14 protein-coding genes are annotated in these 15,125 nt (G+C 70.2%); 6 read left to right on the top strand and 8 right to left on the bottom strand.

Annotated elements, in window-relative coordinates; translation table 11 throughout:
* Positions 1 to 48 precede the first annotated feature (48 nt).
* The 3 genes from glnH (at position 49) to glnQ (ending at position 2,449) form a co-directional block, all read left to right on the top strand.
* A complete protein-coding gene (glnH, locus tag ACFO27_RS07885) occupies positions 49 to 804 on the top strand; it encodes a glutamine ABC transporter substrate-binding protein GlnH (protein ID WP_376816894.1) in 756 nt (251 codons plus the stop codon).
* An 80-nt stretch (positions 805 to 884) separates the two neighbouring features.
* Entirely contained in the window at positions 885 to 1,724 is an 840-nt protein-coding gene (locus tag ACFO27_RS07880; RefSeq protein WP_376816844.1) for an ABC transporter permease subunit, read from the top strand.
* Entirely contained in the window at positions 1,721 to 2,449 is a 729-nt protein-coding gene (gene glnQ / locus ACFO27_RS07875) for a glutamine ABC transporter ATP-binding protein GlnQ (RefSeq protein WP_376816843.1), read from the top strand. Before ACFO27_RS07880 ends, glnQ begins: the two co-directional genes overlap by 4 nt.
* Before the next feature lie 4 nt (positions 2,450 to 2,453).
* On the opposite strand, the gene ACFO27_RS07870 is transcribed toward glnQ, so the two are convergent.
* From ACFO27_RS07870 to ACFO27_RS07860, 3 genes are all read right to left on the bottom strand, one after another.
* Complete coding sequence (locus tag ACFO27_RS07870; RefSeq protein WP_376816842.1) at positions 2,454 to 3,176, bottom strand: hypothetical protein; 723 nt, start codon at positions 3,174 to 3,176, stop codon at positions 2,454 to 2,456.
* A gap of 70 nt (positions 3,177 to 3,246) precedes the next feature.
* Positions 3,247 to 4,077: a nucleotidyltransferase family protein gene (locus ACFO27_RS07865; protein WP_376816841.1), complete on the bottom strand. Its 831-nt coding sequence runs from the start codon at positions 4,075 to 4,077 to the stop codon at positions 3,247 to 3,249.
* Positions 4,077 to 5,126: an aminoglycoside phosphotransferase family protein gene (locus ACFO27_RS07860; protein ID WP_376816840.1), complete on the bottom strand. Its 1,050-nt coding sequence runs from the start codon at positions 5,124 to 5,126 to the stop codon at positions 4,077 to 4,079. The genes ACFO27_RS07865 and ACFO27_RS07860 overlap by 1 nt, the downstream gene beginning before the upstream one ends.
* 166 nt (positions 5,127 to 5,292) lie before the next feature.
* On the opposite strand from ACFO27_RS07860, the gene ACFO27_RS07855 reads away from it, so the two are divergent.
* From ACFO27_RS07855 to rsmA, 3 genes are read left to right on the top strand one after another with little or no spacing between them, the layout of a single operon-like run.
* On the top strand, positions 5,293 to 7,659 hold the full coding sequence (locus ACFO27_RS07855; RefSeq protein WP_376816839.1) for an LPS-assembly protein LptD: 2,367 nt from the start codon (positions 5,293 to 5,295) through the stop codon (positions 7,657 to 7,659).
* The gene (locus ACFO27_RS07850; protein WP_376816838.1) at positions 7,656 to 9,209 is read left to right on the top strand and encodes a peptidylprolyl isomerase; all 1,554 of its coding nucleotides are present in this window, start codon (positions 7,656 to 7,658) and stop codon (positions 9,207 to 9,209) included. The genes ACFO27_RS07855 and ACFO27_RS07850 overlap by 4 nt, the downstream gene beginning before the upstream one ends.
* A 1-nt stretch (position 9,210) precedes the next feature.
* Positions 9,211 to 10,131 (top strand): 16S rRNA (adenine(1518)-N(6)/adenine(1519)-N(6))-dimethyltransferase RsmA, encoded by a 921-nt coding sequence (gene rsmA / locus ACFO27_RS07845; RefSeq protein WP_376816837.1) that lies wholly within the window; start codon positions 9,211 to 9,213, stop codon positions 10,129 to 10,131.
* Positions 10,132 to 10,273: 142 nt separating this feature from the next.
* Here the strand turns inward: rsmA and gloA are convergent, their stop codons facing one another.
* The 5 genes from gloA to glyS form a co-directional block, all read right to left on the bottom strand.
* Entirely contained in the window at positions 10,274 to 10,669 is a 396-nt protein-coding gene (gene gloA, locus ACFO27_RS07840) for a lactoylglutathione lyase (RefSeq protein ID WP_323023407.1), read from the bottom strand.
* A gap of 92 nt (positions 10,670 to 10,761) precedes the next feature.
* Positions 10,762 to 11,715, bottom strand: coding sequence for a M48 family metallopeptidase (locus ACFO27_RS07835; RefSeq protein WP_376816836.1), 954 nt, complete (start codon positions 11,713 to 11,715; stop codon positions 10,762 to 10,764).
* Complete coding sequence (locus ACFO27_RS07830) at positions 11,702 to 12,433, bottom strand: lysophospholipid acyltransferase family protein (RefSeq protein ID WP_376816835.1); 732 nt, start codon at positions 12,431 to 12,433, stop codon at positions 11,702 to 11,704. The genes ACFO27_RS07835 and ACFO27_RS07830 overlap by 14 nt, the downstream gene beginning before the upstream one ends.
* Positions 12,430 to 12,984 carry a D-glycero-beta-D-manno-heptose 1,7-bisphosphate 7-phosphatase gene (gene gmhB, locus ACFO27_RS07825; protein ID WP_376816834.1) on the bottom strand — a complete coding sequence of 185 codons (555 nt, stop codon included), beginning with the start codon at positions 12,982 to 12,984 and terminating at the stop codon, positions 12,430 to 12,432. The genes ACFO27_RS07830 and gmhB overlap by 4 nt, the downstream gene beginning before the upstream one ends.
* Entirely contained in the window at positions 12,981 to 15,125 is a 2,145-nt protein-coding gene (gene glyS / locus ACFO27_RS07820) for a glycine--tRNA ligase subunit beta (protein ID WP_376816833.1), read from the bottom strand. Before glyS ends, gmhB begins: the two co-directional genes overlap by 4 nt.

Below are 15,125 nucleotides of genomic sequence, written 5' to 3'. Positions count from 1 at the left end.
GCGAATCGGCCGCAGCAGACGAATCCCACAAGGAGACTTCACACCATGATGCTGTCCAAGACCCTCAAGGCCGCCCTGGCGGGGCTGGCCCTTACCCTGGCCCTGCCGATGACCCAGGCTTCCGCCAAGGACCTGGTCGTCGCGACCGACACGGCCTTCGTGCCCTTCGAATTCAAGCAGAACGGCAAGTACACCGGTTTCGACGTCCAGCTGTGGGAAGCCATCGCCAAGCAGGCCGGCCTGAAGTACCGCCTGCAGCCGATGGATTTCAACGGCATCATCCCGGGCCTGCAGACGCGCAACGTGGACGTGGCCCTGGCCGGGATCACCATCCGCGAGGATCGCGCCAAAGTTATCGACTTCTCCGAACCCTACTATGAGTCCGGCCTGGCCATCCTGGTCGCCAGCGACAGCCCCATCCAGACCGCGAAGGACCTGGAAGGCAAGACGGTGGCCGTGAAGATCGGCACCGCCACGGTGGACTACATGAAGGCCAACGTGCCCTCGGCCAAGCTCAAGCTCTTCCCGAACATCGACAACGCCTTCCTGGAACTGGCCACGGGCCGCGTGGACGCCGTGGTGCACGACACGCCCAACGTCCAGTACTACGCCAAGACCGCCGGCAACGGCAAGGTCAAGGTCGTGGGCTCGCTCAAGAGCGGCGACTTCTACGGCATCGCCTTCCCCAAGGGCAGCGAACTGGTGCCCGTCGTCAACAAGGCGCTGTCCGAGCTGAAGGCCAACGGCACCTACGACAAGCTGTATGAAACCTGGTTCGGCCAGAAAGCCAGCGCCGTGAACTGAGCGCGGGCGACCGATCCGACGGCGGCGGCCGGATGCATGCGTCCGGTCGCCGTTTTCTTTCATTTTGACGAGGAAAGACCGTGACTTTTGAATGGTCCGCCATTTGGGCCGCCTGGCCCGACCTGATGGCCGGTTCGTGGATGACGATCCAGATCACCCTGCTGGGCCTGATCGGCGGCACGATCATCGGCGCCCTGTCCGGAGTCGTGGTGACGTACGTGCCGGTGCCCGTGACGCGCCGCACCCTGGCATGGAGCGTCGTCGTCCTGGCGGCCGCCGCGATCCTGCTGCGGCTGGCGGCCTGGCTGGATGCCGGCCCCCTGTCCGGCGTGCCTGACGGTGTCTGGTGGGCGCTGCGGCTGGCGGTGCTGGTCCTGCTGGCCTGGCGCTTCCTGTCCTGGATTCCGCTGGTGCTGTCCTTCCTGGCCCAGGTCTACATCCTGGTGATCCGGGGCACGCCGATCGTGGTCCAGGTGATGTTCATCTATTTCGCGCTGCCGCTGCTGGTGAACCTGCGCATCGACGGCTTCACCGCCGCGACCGTGACGCTGATGATCAATTCGGGCGCCTACATCGCCGAGATCGTGCGCGCCGGCCTGCTGTCGGTGCCCAAGGGCCTGTACGAGGCCGGCCAGGCCATGGGTCTGCCGTTCCACAAGATCCTGGCCCGCATCATCGGCCCGGTGGCGTTGCGGCGCATGATCCCGACCATGGGCAACCAGTGCATCATCAGCCTCAAGGACTCTTCCCTGTTCATCGTGATCGGGGTGGCCGAGCTGACCCGCCAGGGCCAGGAAATCATCGCCGGCAACTTCCGCGCCGTGGAAATCTGGGGCGCGGTGGCGGTGATCTACCTGATCATGACGGGCTGCATCGCCCTGGCGCTGAAATACATCGAACACAGGACGCGCATCGTATGAGCATCGTCGAATTCAAGAACGTCACCAAGCGCTTCGGCGACAACGTCGTGCTCGACGGCATCAGCCTGAGCATCGACGCGGGCGAGGTCGTGGTCGTGGTCGGGCCCTCCGGGTCGGGCAAGTCCACGTTCCTGCGCTGCATCAACGTGCTGGAAACCATCCAGGGCGGGGACATCATCGTCAACGGCCACAGCGTCCTGGGCCCGCCGGCGCAGGTGCGCGAGCTGCGCCGCGAGGCCGGCATGGTGTTCCAGCAGTTCAACCTGTTCCCCCAGCTGACGGCGCTGGAGAACGTCATGTTCGGCCCCATCCACACCCGGGGCACGCCCCGGGACCAGGCCCGTGAGCAGGCGCTGGAACTGCTGTCCAAGGTGGGGCTGGCCGAGCGCGCCGGCCATTATCCGGGGCAGCTGTCCGGCGGCCAGCAGCAGCGCGTGGCCATCGCCCGCGCGCTGGCCATCAAGCCGCTGCTGATGCTGTTCGACGAGCCGACCTCGGCGCTGGATCCGGAACTACGCCACGAGGTCCTGAAGGTGATGCAGGACGTGGCCGAGGAAGGCATGACCATGATCGTGGTCACCCACGAAATGGAATTCGCCCGCAAGGTCGGCAGCCGGCTGATCTTCATGGACGGGGGCAAGATCGCCGAGGACGGCGATCCCGCGACCCTGCTCAGCCAGCCGCCCAGCCAGCGCCTGCGCGATTTCCTGCAGCACGTCTCCTGATTGATCAGCGCGCGGCGGTGACGCGGAAGGTGCGCGTGGCGATGACCTTGTCCGACCCGTCGGCCATGATCTGGATGGTCACCTGGCGCGGGCGGAAGGCCTTGTTCGGCAATTCGGCCCGGCCGTCGACGACGATGTAGCGGCCCATGTCCAGGGGCTGTTCGGCGAGTTCGACGTAGGCCGTGTTGCCGTTGGGATAGGATCCCTGGGCGATCAGCTTGATCCGGCCGCGCAGGGTGGGGGCTTCGGATTGGCCCTCCGGCAGGTCCTGGATCAGCAGGATGCGGTAGTCCACGCCGCCGTCGCGCGTGACCATGTCGGCGCCGCGGATGCCCGGCGAGGTGCCGCGCGGATCGGGGGGAATGGCCTGGATCAGGCTGGCGACGCCGGCTTCCATGTCGGCGGCCTGCTTGCGCAGCTGTTCGGCCCGGGCGGCCTGTTCCTGCTGGTCCTGCCGCGCCTGCTTGATCTGGACCTGGAGCTTCTCGGATTCCACGGACAGGCGCTGGTTTTCCATGTTGGCGGTGTTCAGGTCCGTGCGCAGCTGTTCGGATTGCTCGACCGTGAGGCGCTGCGGACCGTAGCTGCGCTGCAGGAACAGCACGCCTCCGGCTCCCAGGATCACGCCGGTGATCAGCAGCAGCAGCCAGCGGGGAATCCCGCGGCTGCGCCGGGTGTAGCCGTAGGGCGTGGGCTTGAAGGTGGGGCGTTTGGGGCCGAGCGACATGACGAATTCCTGAATTGCTTGAGGCTTGCACGAAGCGCCGCGCCGCGTGAGGACGCGGGCGCGAAACCAATTAGGATAAACGGTTTCGCGGTTTCGCTGGGACCGCGCCTACATCCGGTTGCGATTTTCCGGATGTGGTCAGGAGTCCGGCGCGCCCGGACAGCTCGGCGTCCAGCGCCGCCAGGCGCGCGGGCGTGCCGACGTCGATCCACCGTCCCGCATGCCGTTCGCCGCTCACGGCGCGCGCCGCCATGGCCCTGCGCAGCAGCGGCGCGAGCGGCGCGGGCCGGTCCGGATCGGTGCCGGCGAACAGGGCGGGGCGATACAGGCCGATGCCGGCGAAGGTCAGCGCGGGGGCCGGGGTGCGCGGCACGTCGTCGGGCGGCGTGCGCCCGTGCCCGTCCGGATGGCCGCCGGGGCCGGCATCCGGGCGCGGTGCGACGAGTCCGTCGGCATGCAGCACGAAATCGCCTTCGGGGTGGTGGCCGGGATTGTCCACCAGGACCAGGTGGGCCAGGCGGTCCGCCGGCCATGCGGCCGCGAGCCGGATCGCCCGCACCGGGTCCCAGTCGCACCAGACGTCGCCGTTCATGACCAGGAAGGGCCGGCCCTGGAAGAAGGGCAGCGCGCGCGCGATGCCGCCCGCCGTTTCCAGGGCGGGGGACTCGGCCGAATAGCTCAGCCGCACGCCGCATGCCCGGCCGTCGCCCAGCGCGGCCTCGATGCGCTCGCCCAGCCAGGCGTGGTTCACCAGGATGTCGGTGATGCCGGCCCGGGCCAGGCGTTCCAGGTGCCAGGCGATCAGGGGGCGGCCGCCCACGGGCAGCAGGGGCTTGGGGCAGGTGTCCGTCAGCGGGCGCATGCGTTCGCCGCGCCCGGCGGCCAGAATCATGGCGCGCATCAGAACGAGTATCCGTCGGCCTGCGGCAGCCGTTCGGCCTGGTCCAGCAGGCGCAGCAGAGGGCGGAAGACGGCGTAGCGCCCCGCGACCTGGCGCACGTAGGCCCGCACGCGCGGCATGTGGTCCAGGTAGTGGTGCTTGCCGTCGCGGTGCGACAGGCGGGCGAAGACCCCCAGGATGCGCAGGTTGCGCTGCAGCCCCATCCATTCGTAGTCGACGTGGAAATGGGCGAAGTCGTCCGGGACGGGCAGCCCCGCCGCCCGGGCGTATTCCCAGTAGCGGATGGCCCAGTCGAGCTGGCGGGCCTCGTCCCAGGTGGTGCGGGCGTCCATGGCCAGCGAGGCGATGTCGTAGCTGATCGGACCGTTCAGGGCGTCCTGGAAGTCGATGACGCCGGGCGCGGGATCCGGCCCGTCGGGGCCGAGCATCAGGTTGGGCGAATGGTAGTCCCGGTGCACGAGGACCCGCGGCTGCGCCGCCGCCCGCCGCGCCAGCAGGCCGAAGATGTCCGCCAGCGCGGCCTCGGCGCCGGCGTCGGGCGCATGGCCCAGGTGGGTGCGCAGGTACCACTGTGGAAAGACGGCCAGCTCTTCGAGCAGGCGGGCCTCGTCGTAGGGCGGCAGGCCGTCGGCCGGGCATCGCTGCAGCGCAACCAGGGCGCGCAGGGCGCCCCGGTAGTGCCGCTGCAGGGCGGCCTCGTCCCGGTCCAGGCCGTCGCGCAGGGCCTCGTAGAAGGTGCGGTCTCCCAGGTCGGAGAGCAGCAGGAAGCCCTGCTCGAGATCCTGGGCCAGGATCTCGGGGACGCGCAGCCCGCCCCGGGCCAGCAGGCCCGCGATGCGGACGAAGGGCGCGCAGTCCTCGTGGGGCGGCGGGGCGTCCATGACGATCAGGGTGCCGCCCGCGGCCCGCAGGCGGAAATAGCGGCGGAAGCTGGCGTCTCCGGAGACGGGAGCGAGGCTGTCCTGGACCAGGCCCAGCCGGTCGGAGTGCCGGTCCAGCCAGCGGCGCAGGGCGTCCAGGCGGGAGTCCGGGGTAGGGGTAGGGATCATGCGCGGAATTCGGCGAAAACAGGGGGAAGGGAAAGGAGACGGATCGGCCGGCCGAACGGACGGGGCGCGATGCGGTCCGGCTTCTTCTCTATAATACTGGGTCGCTGGTCGTCACGGGTGGGCCGATCGGCCGTCGTCTCTTTCAATCATTTCGGGGAACCGGGTCTTGGCGCATTGGATCGGTCGCATCATCTTCCTGGGCCTGTGCCTGCCGGCGCCGGTCCTCGCGGCGCAGCCCTCGCCGGATGCGGACGGTATGCGGATGGTCGGCAGCCTGCGGCTGCATCCGGGCCTGAAGGACGACGCCCTGCCGTCGTTCCTGATCGGCGACGACATCAGCCGCGACGCCGATGGCCGGGTGATCCTGCGCGGCAACGCCCAGGTCCGCCGGCTGGATTCCGTGATCAAGGGCGACCGCATCGACTACCTGCAGTCCACGGGCGAGGCCGACGTCCGCGGCAACGGCCTGGTGGTCCGCGACGGCAATCTCGTGCGCGGGCCGCACCTGCGCTACAACGTCGATACCGAAAAGGGCCTGATCGAGCAGCCGCGTTTCTGGCTGGGCGGCTCGGCCGGCGCCGGCACGGCCGACGAGGCGGAAATCCTCAGCCGCCAGCACATGCGTCTGAAGAACGTGCGCTACAGCGGCTGGACGGGGCCGGATCCGGCCTGGTACATCGATTCCAGCCGCGTCGATCTGTACCTGGATGAGAACGAGGGCGCGGCGCGCAACGGCGTGCTGTATTTCAAGGGCGCGCCGATCCTGTATTCGCCCTACCTGACGTTCCCGCTCGGCAAGGACCGCAAGACCGGCTTCCTGCTGCCGACCTACGGCACGTCCAGCAACGGCGGGGTCGAGATCACCACCCCGTACTACCTGAACCTGGCGCCGGACTACGACGCCACGCTGTATCCCCGCTACCTGAGCAAGCGCGGCCTGCTGCTGGGCACGGAATTCCGGCACATGAGCGCCAATTCCCATTCCGAACTGTTCGGCACCTACATCATGCGCGACCGCGAAACGGGCGACAAGCGCTGGATGTATTCGGTGCAGCACACCCAGACGCTGGGCAAGGGCTTCAGCGCCTACCTGGATGCGCGCAAGGTCTCGGACGACAACTATTTCCGCGACTTCTCGTCCTTCGGGCTGACGGACGCGGCCATCACCTACATGCCCAGCCAGGCGCTGCTGTCCTGGTCGGACAACCACTATCTGTCCGGCTCGCTGCAGTTCTACCGCTACCAGACTTTGCAGGACAGCACGGGGTCCTTCCTGGCGCCGCCCTACGACATGCTGCCCCAGCTCACCTTCACCGCGCAGCGCTACGGCTGGCATGGCCTGGACGTGGTGTCCACGAACACGGCGACCCGCTTCATCGCGCCGATCTACCGCGGCGACGCCTTCCCCGAGCAATCCGGCCGGCGCCTGATGCCCAACGGCACGCGCCTGACGTCCTATACCTCGATCGCGCGGCCTTTCGTGCTGCCCGGCGCCTATCTGACGCCCAAGGTCGGCCTGCACATGAGCGAGTACGAGACGGAATGGTTCTCCGGCACGCCGGGCATGGAACAATTCGCCGGCCGTCCCCGCAGCCAGTCGCGGGTGCTGCCGATCGCCTCGGTGGACACCGGCCTGACGCTGGAGCGCGACGCCTCGCTGTTCGGCAACGCGGCCATCCAGACGCTGGAGCCGCGCCTGTACTACCTGTACGTGCCGTACCGCGACCAGTCGGACCTGCCCGTCTTCGACACGGGGCTGGCGACCTTCAACTACCAGCAGGCCTTCGACGAGAACATCTTCAGCGGCGGCTGGGACCGCATTTCCAACGCCAACCAACTGACCGTCGGTCTGACGAGCCGCTGGCTGGACGCCGACACCGGCTTCGAGCGTCTGTCCCTGTCGCTCGCCCAGCGCTTCTACTTCGACAACCAGCGGGTGACGCTGTCCAGCGAAACGCCCCGCATCGATACCCAGTCGGATTACCTGGTCGGGGCCAAGGCGGCGCTGACCGACAAGTTCTCGGTGTATTTCGACGGCCTGTTCGACCACGAAACCCAGAAGCGCAACCGGCTCAGCAGCGGCGTGCGCTGGACCCCGAAGCGCCTGGCGACGGTGTCGCTGTCCTACCGCTACGAGCGCGACGTCAACAGCTACGCCGATCCTTACGGGGTGCTGCCCCGGGGCACCGTCCCCGAGACCAGGGAACAGGTCAGCCTGAGCGGCCAATGGCCGCTGTCCCGGCGCTGGTACGGGGTGGGCCGCTATGATTATTCCCTGGCCGAGAAGCGCAACACGCAGTCCATCATGGGCCTGGAATACCGGGGCGACGGCGGCTGGGCCGCGCGCGTGGTGATGCAGCGCTACGCGGTGTCGGCCCAGAAGACCAACACGGCGCTGTTCCTGCAGCTGGAACTCACCGGCCTGGGCTCCCTGGGCACCGATCCCATGTCCCTGTTGACCGATCGCGTCATCGGCTACCAGCCCGTGACTCCCCCCACGCCTGAAAAAACCGTTTTCGAGAGGTACGAATGATGTCTGGCTTGCGTCATCCCGCCCGCGCCCTGTCGCTGGCCATCGTGCTGGGCGCCTGGGTGTCGGCGTCCGCCCTGGCGGCCGGAAAGCCGGCGCACCGCCCGGCCCCCGCCCAGGCGGCGCCCGCCCCCGCGTCCGAGCAATTCGTGGACGGCATCGCCGCCGTCGTCGACAAGGAAGTCATCACGCTCGCCCAGGTCGACGCCAAGGCGGTCCAGGTGCGCCGCCAGATGGAGCAGCAGCGCATCCCGGTGCCCGAGGCGTCCGTGCTGCGGCGCCAGGTGCTGCAGCAGATGATCAACGCGGCCCTCCAGGACCACGAGGCCCAGCGTGTCGGCATCCATGTGTCCGACGCCCAGGTCGACCGCGCGGTGCAGACCATCGCGCAGCGCAACCGCATCACCGTCGACCAGCTGCGGCATGAGATCGCCAACAGCGGCATGAACTGGGACGACTACCGCGCCGACCTGCGCTCCCAGATCCAGGACGACATCCTGCGCCAGCGCTTCGTCGAAGACCGCATCACCATCAGCGACAGCGACATCGACGCCTTCCTGTCCATGAACGCCGGCCGGCCGCTGGCCGAGCCGCCCGCCGCCGCGCCCGCGCCGGCGGAAGCGCCCGAACCGGCGCCGGCCCCGACCGGCCCCGAACTGGTCGAACTGGCGCAGATCCTGATCGAGGTCCCCGACTACGCCGCCAGCAGCGTCGTCGAGGAAAAGCGCAAGCAGGCCGAGGCCATCCTGCGCAAGCTCAAGTCCGGCGCCGATTTCGCCGGCGTCGCCGCCGCCTCGTCGAACGGTCCCCAGGCCCTGGAGGGCGGCAACATGGGCATCCGGCCTCTGCGCGACTGGCCCGACCTGTTCGCGCGGGCCATCGCGAACACGCCGCCCGGCGGCATCAGCGGGATCGTGCAGAGCGGCCGCGGCTTCCACATCCTGAAGGTCCTGCGCCGGGGCTATGCCCAGCGCCCGGCGCCCAAGTCCGCCCAGGCCGCGCAAGCCCAGGCCGCGCAGGCCCAGGCCCAGGCCCAGGCCCAGGCCCAGGCGCAGGCCGCCGCGTCCCGCCCGGCGCCCTCGGGTCCCATGATGGTCACGCAGACCCATGCCCGCCACATCCTGATCAAGACTTCCAAGGTCGTGGACGACGACAAGGCCCGCGCCACCCTCGAAGGCCTGCGCGCCCGCATCGAGCACGGCGAATCCTTCGCCGAACTGGCCAAGCGCTATTCCGAGGACGCTTCCGCGCCCCAGGGCGGCGACCTGGGCTGGCTCAATCCCGGCGAGACCGTGCCGGCCTTCGAGCAGGCCATGAACGCCCTGCAGGACGGCCAGGTCAGCGAGCCGGTCAAGTCGCCGTTCGGCTGGCACCTGATCCAGGTCGAGGGCCGCCAGACCAAGAACATGGAGCAGGAATTCCGCCGCATGCAGGCGCGCCGCGAGCTGATGGAACGCCGCATCGGGCCGGCCTACGAGGATTGGCTCGACCAGCTGCGCGGCCAGGCCTACATCGACAATCGCCTGGAAAAGGCGGCGGCCGGCGGTCACTGACATGGGGGCGGGGCATCAGAAAACGCCGGGCCGTCCCAAGTTTTCTGACCCCTCTCGGGGGGGCGGCGAGGCGCAGCCTCGCCCAGGGGGCGCACACCAGGCGCGCAAACGCTTCGGCCAGCACTTCCTGGCCGACGAATCGGTGGTGGACGCCATCGTGCGCGCCATCGATCCGCAGCCTGGCGACGCCATGGTCGAGATCGGGCCGGGCCTGTCGGCGCTGACGGCGCCGCTGCTGGAGCGGCTCGACCGGCTGACCGTGGTCGAGTTGGATCGCGACCTGGCCCATCGGCTGCGCGGCCGCTGGGGCGAGGACCGCCTGCGGGTGGTCGAGGCCGACGCCCTGACCGTGGATTTCGGCGAACTGGCGCCCGGCGCCGGCGCGGAGACGGGCCAGGCCGCGGCGGACGTCCCCCGGCTGCGCGTGGTGGGCAATCTGCCCTACAACATTTCCAGCCCGCTGCTCTTTCACCTGCTGCGCTGGGCCGGCCGGATCCGCGACCAGCATTTCATGCTGCAGCGCGAAGTCATCGACCGCATGGTGGCCCGCCCCGGCGACAGCCAGTACGGGCGCCTGTCCGTCATGCTCCAGGCGCGCTACCGCATGACGCACCTGTTCGACGTGCCGCCCGAGGCCTTCGATCCGCCGCCCCGGGTGGTGTCGGCCGTGGTGCGCATGCGCCCGCTGGCGCCCGACGCGCTGCGCCGGCCCCGCGACGCGCGGGTGTTCGAGCGGCTGGTGGCGCGGGTCTTCGAGCAGCGCCGCAAGATGATCCGGGGCAGCCTGGGCGCCTGGGCGGAATGGCTGGATTGGGACGCCCTGGGCGTGGCGCCGACGGCGCGGCCCCAGGAATTGACGGTGGCGCAGTTCATGGACATGGCCGACGCCCTGTCCGACGCCGGAGTGACGCCCACCGCGTGAGCACGCCGGACCGTCCCGGATCCGCGGGGGCGCAGGCCGCGCAGCGTGGGGGCCCCTTTTTGCCGCCGGGCCGCCCCAAGGCAAAAAGCGCCCCCTTGGGGGGCAGCAAGCAGCCGCAGGCTGCGCAGCGTGGGGGCCTTTGCTAGTCTTCGCGGCCCGCGCGCTGGATCAGTTCGATCCGGTAGCCGTCCGGGTCCTCGACGAAGGCGATCACGGTGGTGCCGTGCTTCATGGGGCCGGCCTCGCGCACGACCAGGCCGCCGCGCGACTTGATGGTGGCGCAGGTGTCGTAGGCGTCCTCGACTTCGATGGCGATGTGGCCGTAGCCGGTGCCGATCTCGTAGCGGTCGGTGTCCCAGTTATGGGTCAGTTCGATGACGGCGCCGTCGGCCTCGTCCTGGTAGCCGACGAAAGCCAGGGTGAAGCGGCCTTCCGGGTAGTCCTTGCGGCGCAGCAGCCGCATGCCCAGGGTCTCCGTGTAGAACATCAGGGAACGGTCCAGATTGCCGACGCGCAGCATGGTGTGCAGCAGACGCATGATGAAATTCTCCGGTGGTGCGATTCACATCATCATACGCATTTTTCATCGCCGAAACCGTTCATCGCCGGAACCGTCCGCGCGCGCCGGGATCAGATCAGCGGCAGGGTGTCCGGAGGCTGGCGGCGCAGCGTGTCGCGCGCCGTCCGGAAATCCGGGCACAGGCGCTCGACCTCGCGCCAGAAAGCGGGGCCGTGGTTCATTTCCTTCAGGTGGGCGACCTCGTGGGCGATCACGTAGTCGATCAGTGCCGGGGCGAAATGGATCAGGCGCCAGTTCAGGCGGATGCGCTTCTGGCTGGTGCACGAACCCCAGCGGCCTTGGGCGGAGGACAGGCCCCAGCCGGCGATGGATCGCCCCGCGCCGTCCAGGCAGCGCCGCAGGCGCGCGTCGAAATCGATCCGCGCGCGCGCCTGCAGCCAGGCCTGGGCGCGCTCCTGGACGCGGCTGGCGTCGGCCGTGTCGGGCAGGGGCAGGAACAGGCGGTCACCCTCGGCGGGCGCGGAGGGATCGCCCTCGTAGCGGGCCGGCCGGGCGCCGTCCAGCCGCAGCTCGATGGCGACGCCCAGGTAGGGGATGCGGCCGCCCGGCCGCCATTGGCCGGCCTGCAGGGCCAGTTGCTCCAGCCGCCGGTCGCGGTCCCGCAGCTTGTCCCGGATCCAGGCCGCCTTGTGCCGGATCGCGTCTTCGATCTGCGCGTGCGTGGCCCAGGCGGGGGCCTGGATCGCCAGGCCGGTGTCGCGGACCTGTAGCCCGATGGTCTTGCGGCGCGCCCGGCGCAGCACGTAGCCCAGCGTCCAGTCGTCCAGCTCCAGGGTCAGCCAGCGTCCGCCGGGAGGCAGGACGGGCGGCGGGGACGGAGGCTCCGGCGCGGGCGGGTGGCGCGGGCCGGACGAGGGGGCCTGGGCGGCTGGTGGTTCTCCGGCCTGTCGGGGCGCGGCCCGACCGGGCCTGCCGGCGGAGCGCCCGGGGCCGGCCGCGGGCGCGGCGGCCGGCCAGTCGCCCGCGCCGAACAGGTCGAGCTGGTGGCTGTCAGCGGTTCGCATAGCGCTCGGGATTGAGGCGCCGCATCTCGGCCTCGATCCAGTCGCGCACGGCGTGGTTCAGGGAAGCCGGCGTGTGCCCGGCCGGGTCGATGGCGGGGCCGAAGGACACGGTCACCAGTCCCGGGGTCTTCAGGAAGGCGTTGCGCGGCCAGCATTCGCCGGCGTTGTGGGCGACCGGGATCACCGGCGCCCCCGTGCGGCAGGCCAGCAGCGCGCCCCCCTGCTTGTAGCGGCCGGTCTGGCCGGGCGCCACGCGGGTGCCTTCGGGGAACAGCACCGGCCAGCGGCCTTCCGCGAGGCGACGGCTGCCGATCTTCACCACCTGGTCGAAGGATTCCTTGCCCTTGGTGCGGTCGATGGGGATCATGCTGAGCAGCGCCAGGCTCCAGCCGAAGAAGGGTACGTGGTGCAGTTCCTTCTTGTAGACGAAGACCACGTCGCGCGGCAGCTTGACCGCGAAATACAGGGTTTCCCAGGCGGATTGGTGCTTGGACAGGATGATGGCCGGCCCCTTGGTGGGCAGGTGTTCCCAGCCTTGCGCCTGGTAGCGCATGCCGAGGATCCAGCGGGCGCCCCACAGCGCCATGCGCGGCCAGCCCAGGGTCAGGCGGTAACGCCAGGACAGGGGCAGGGGGGCCCACAGCACGCAGCACAGGGCGTAGGGGATCACCGTCACGACCAGATAGGCCATGTAGAGCGCGGAGCGCAGGTAGGTCATGGCACGGCCTTCAATAAAGTATCGGCCACGGCGGCCAGATCGTCGCGGACCTGGGTGCCGGCGGGGAGCTCGCCGCTGGTGCCCGAGGCTTCCCAGGTCTTGCGGCCCTTGCCGGTCAAGACCAGCCAGGGGGCGCAGCGCGCGGCGGCTGCGGCATGCAGGTCGCGCAGGCTGTCGCCCACCAGCGGGACGCCGTCCAGGCGCACGTCCAGGCGCTGGGCGATGTCGTGCAGCATGCCGGGCAGGGGCTTGCGGCAGGCGCAGCCGTCGTCCGGGCCGTGGGGGCAGCAGAAGATGGCGTCGATACGCCCGCCAGCGTCGGCCACCACCTGGCGCATCCGGGCGTGGATCGCGCCCAGGGTTTCCATGGTGAACAGACCCCGGGCGATGCCGGACTGGTTGGTGGCCACCACCACGCGCCAGCCGGCCTGGCTGAGCCGGCCGATGGCTTCCGGGCTGCCGGGGATGGGCATCCATTCGTCCGGCGACTTGATGAACGCGTCGCTGTCGTGGTTGATGACCCCGTCGCGGTCCAGGATGATGAGTTTCACCGGGCGAGCCTCGACAGGTCGGCCACCTGGTTCATCAGGCCGTGCAGGGAACGCAGCAGGGCCAGGCGGTTGGCCCGCACGCGGGGGTCCTCGGCCATGACCATGACGTCGGTGAAGAACGCGTCCACGGCGGCGCGGGCCTGGGCCAGGGTGGCCAGGCTGGCGGCGAAGTCGCCGGCCCGCAGCTGGGCGGTGGCCTGGGGTTCCAGGCGGGCGATCGTGTCGGCCAGCTGGCGTTCGGCCGGTTCGGCCAGCAGCGCCGGGTCGAAGCCGGGCTGCGTATCGTCGGCCTTCTTCAGCAGATTGCTGACGCGCTTGTTGGCGGCGGCCAGGGATTCGGCCTCGGGCAGCGTGGCGAACCGTTCGCAGGCCTGGACGCGCGCCGCGACCTGGTGCAGCGGCGGGCGCAGGGCCAGCACCGCGTCGATGGCCGAGCGGTCGCAGGCGGCCGCCAGTTGGTTGCGGTAGCGTTCGTAGACGAAGTCCAGCACGGCCTCGGCCGTGCCCTCGGCGAGCAGGCCGGGCGCGAAGCCGGCCGCCGCCCGCTCCAGCAGGGCCGCCAGGCGCGCCGGGGAGTCCTGGCTGGCCTGCAGGCGGCCGCCGGCCGTGAGCTGCTCGTAGGCGCTGATCAGGCCCAGGGCCGCGCGGCGCAGGCCGTAGGGGTCGCGTTCGCCGGTGGGGGCCAGGCCGATGCCCCAGATCCCGACCAGGGTCTCGGCGCGTTCCGCCATGAACAGGACGGCGGCCGTGAGCGTGTCGTCCGTCACGGGCTCGTCCAGGCGGATGCGGTACTGGTCGCGCAGGGCGCGCACTACGTCGGCGGGCTCGCCGTCGTGGGCCGCGTAGTAGGCGCCCATGATGCCTTGCAGCTCGGGGAATTCGCCCACCATCTGGGTGCCCAGGTCGGCGTGGGCCAGCCGGGCGGCGCGGGCGGCGGATTCCGCCCGTCCGCCCAGCAGCGGCGCCAGCCAGCGGGCCAATGCCTCCACGCGTTCGGTGCGCTGCAGCTGCGAGCCGAGCTTGTTGTGGTAGACGCTGTCGGCCAGGCCGGCCACGCGCTCGGCCAGCGGGGCCTTCAGGTCGGTCTGGTAGAAGAACTGCGCGTCGGCCAGGCGCGGGCGCACCACGCGCTGGTTGCCCTGGATGATGTGGACCGGGTCGGCGGGCCGCATGTTGCTGACGATCAGGAAGCGGTGGGTCAGCGCGCCCGTGGCCGGATCGAACAGGGGGAAGTATTTCTGGTTCAGCCGCATCGTCAGGATCAGGCATTCCGGCGGCACGGCCAGGAAGGCTTCCTCGAAGGCGCCGACGTAGACCGTCGGATATTCGACCAGGGCGGCGACTTCGTCGAGCAGGGCCTCGACTTCGGCGCCCTGGCCGATGGTCGCACCCAGCGAGGCGGAGGATTCGGCCAGTTGCCGGGCGATGAGCGCGCGCCGGTCGGCGAAGGAGGGAACCACGCGGCCGTCGGCGGCCAGGCGGTCGGCCCAGGCCTCGGCTGATTCGATGGCCAGCGGGCCGGCTTCCAGGAAGCGGTGGCCCAGGGTGATCCGGCCGGCTTCCAGGCCCAGCGTGCGCACGGGCACGACGTCCGTGCCCCACAGGGCCAGCAGGCGCTGGGCCGGACGCACGAATTTCACGCTGGTACGGCCGTCGGCCAGCTGGTATTGCATGACCTTGGGGATGGGCAGGTGGGTCACGGCGTAGTCCAGGGCCTGCTGCAGGCCGTCGGCCAGCCGGGCGCCGGGGGCGGTGCCTTCGGCGTAGAGCACGTCCTGCTTGCCGTCGTGCCTGCGGGTCAGGCCGTCCGCGCCCAGGTGCCCCAGGCCCTTGGCCTGGAGTTTCTTCAGCAGCGCGGGCGTGGGCGCGCCCGAGGCGTCCAGGCCGATGGCCGCGGGCATGAGTTTTTCGGTGTAGGCCTGGTCGGGCGCCTGGCCCAGGACGGCATCCAGCCGCACGGCCAGGCGCCGGGGCGTGGCGTAGGCGGCGCAGGCGCCGGGACCGGCCAGCAGGCCGAGCGCGTCGAGCGTCTTGCGGATGCCTTCGGCGAAGGCCTGGCCCAGGGCGTCCAGCGCCTTCGGGGGGAGCTCTTCCGTGACCAGTTCGACGACCAGCGCGCGCGCGTTCGGATTCGTGCTCAT

The organism is Castellaniella denitrificans (genome assembly GCF_042653765.1).
GTDB classification, from domain to species: Bacteria; Pseudomonadota; Gammaproteobacteria; order Burkholderiales; family Burkholderiaceae_B; genus Castellaniella; species Castellaniella denitrificans.
The sequence above is the reverse complement of the archived record's forward strand: the minus strand, read 5'-3'. Positions and strand labels throughout refer to the sequence as shown.

What these genes read in the sequence shown, in the direction of transcription:
- glnQ (WP_376816843.1), top strand. Translation starts at nt 1,721, where the DNA reads ATGAGCATCGTCGAATTCAAGAACGTCACCAAGCGCTTCGGCGACAAC.
- ACFO27_RS07835 (WP_376816836.1), bottom strand. Translation starts at nt 11,715, where the DNA reads ATGCGAACCGCTGACAGCCACCAGCTCGACCTGTTCGGCGCGGGCGAC.
- glnH (WP_376816894.1), top strand. Translation starts at nt 49, where the DNA reads ATGCTGTCCAAGACCCTCAAGGCCGCCCTGGCGGGGCTGGCCCTTACC.
- ACFO27_RS07870 (WP_376816842.1), bottom strand. Translation starts at nt 3,176, where the DNA reads ATGTCGCTCGGCCCCAAACGCCCCACCTTCAAGCCCACGCCCTACGGC.
- gloA (WP_323023407.1), bottom strand. Translation starts at nt 10,669, where the DNA reads ATGCGTCTGCTGCACACCATGCTGCGCGTCGGCAATCTGGACCGTTCC.
- glyS (WP_376816833.1), bottom strand. Translation starts at nt 15,125, where the DNA reads ATGAGCACGAATCCGAACGCGCGCGCGCTGGTCGTCGAACTGGTCACG.
- ACFO27_RS07865 (WP_376816841.1), bottom strand. Translation starts at nt 4,077, where the DNA reads ATGCGCGCCATGATTCTGGCCGCCGGGCGCGGCGAACGCATGCGCCCG.
- rsmA (WP_376816837.1), top strand. Translation starts at nt 9,211, where the DNA reads ATGGGGGCGGGGCATCAGAAAACGCCGGGCCGTCCCAAGTTTTCTGAC.
- ACFO27_RS07850 (WP_376816838.1), top strand. Translation starts at nt 7,656, where the DNA reads ATGATGTCTGGCTTGCGTCATCCCGCCCGCGCCCTGTCGCTGGCCATC.
- ACFO27_RS07860 (WP_376816840.1), bottom strand. Translation starts at nt 5,126, where the DNA reads ATGATCCCTACCCCTACCCCGGACTCCCGCCTGGACGCCCTGCGCCGC.
- ACFO27_RS07830 (WP_376816835.1), bottom strand. Translation starts at nt 12,433, where the DNA reads ATGACCTACCTGCGCTCCGCGCTCTACATGGCCTATCTGGTCGTGACG.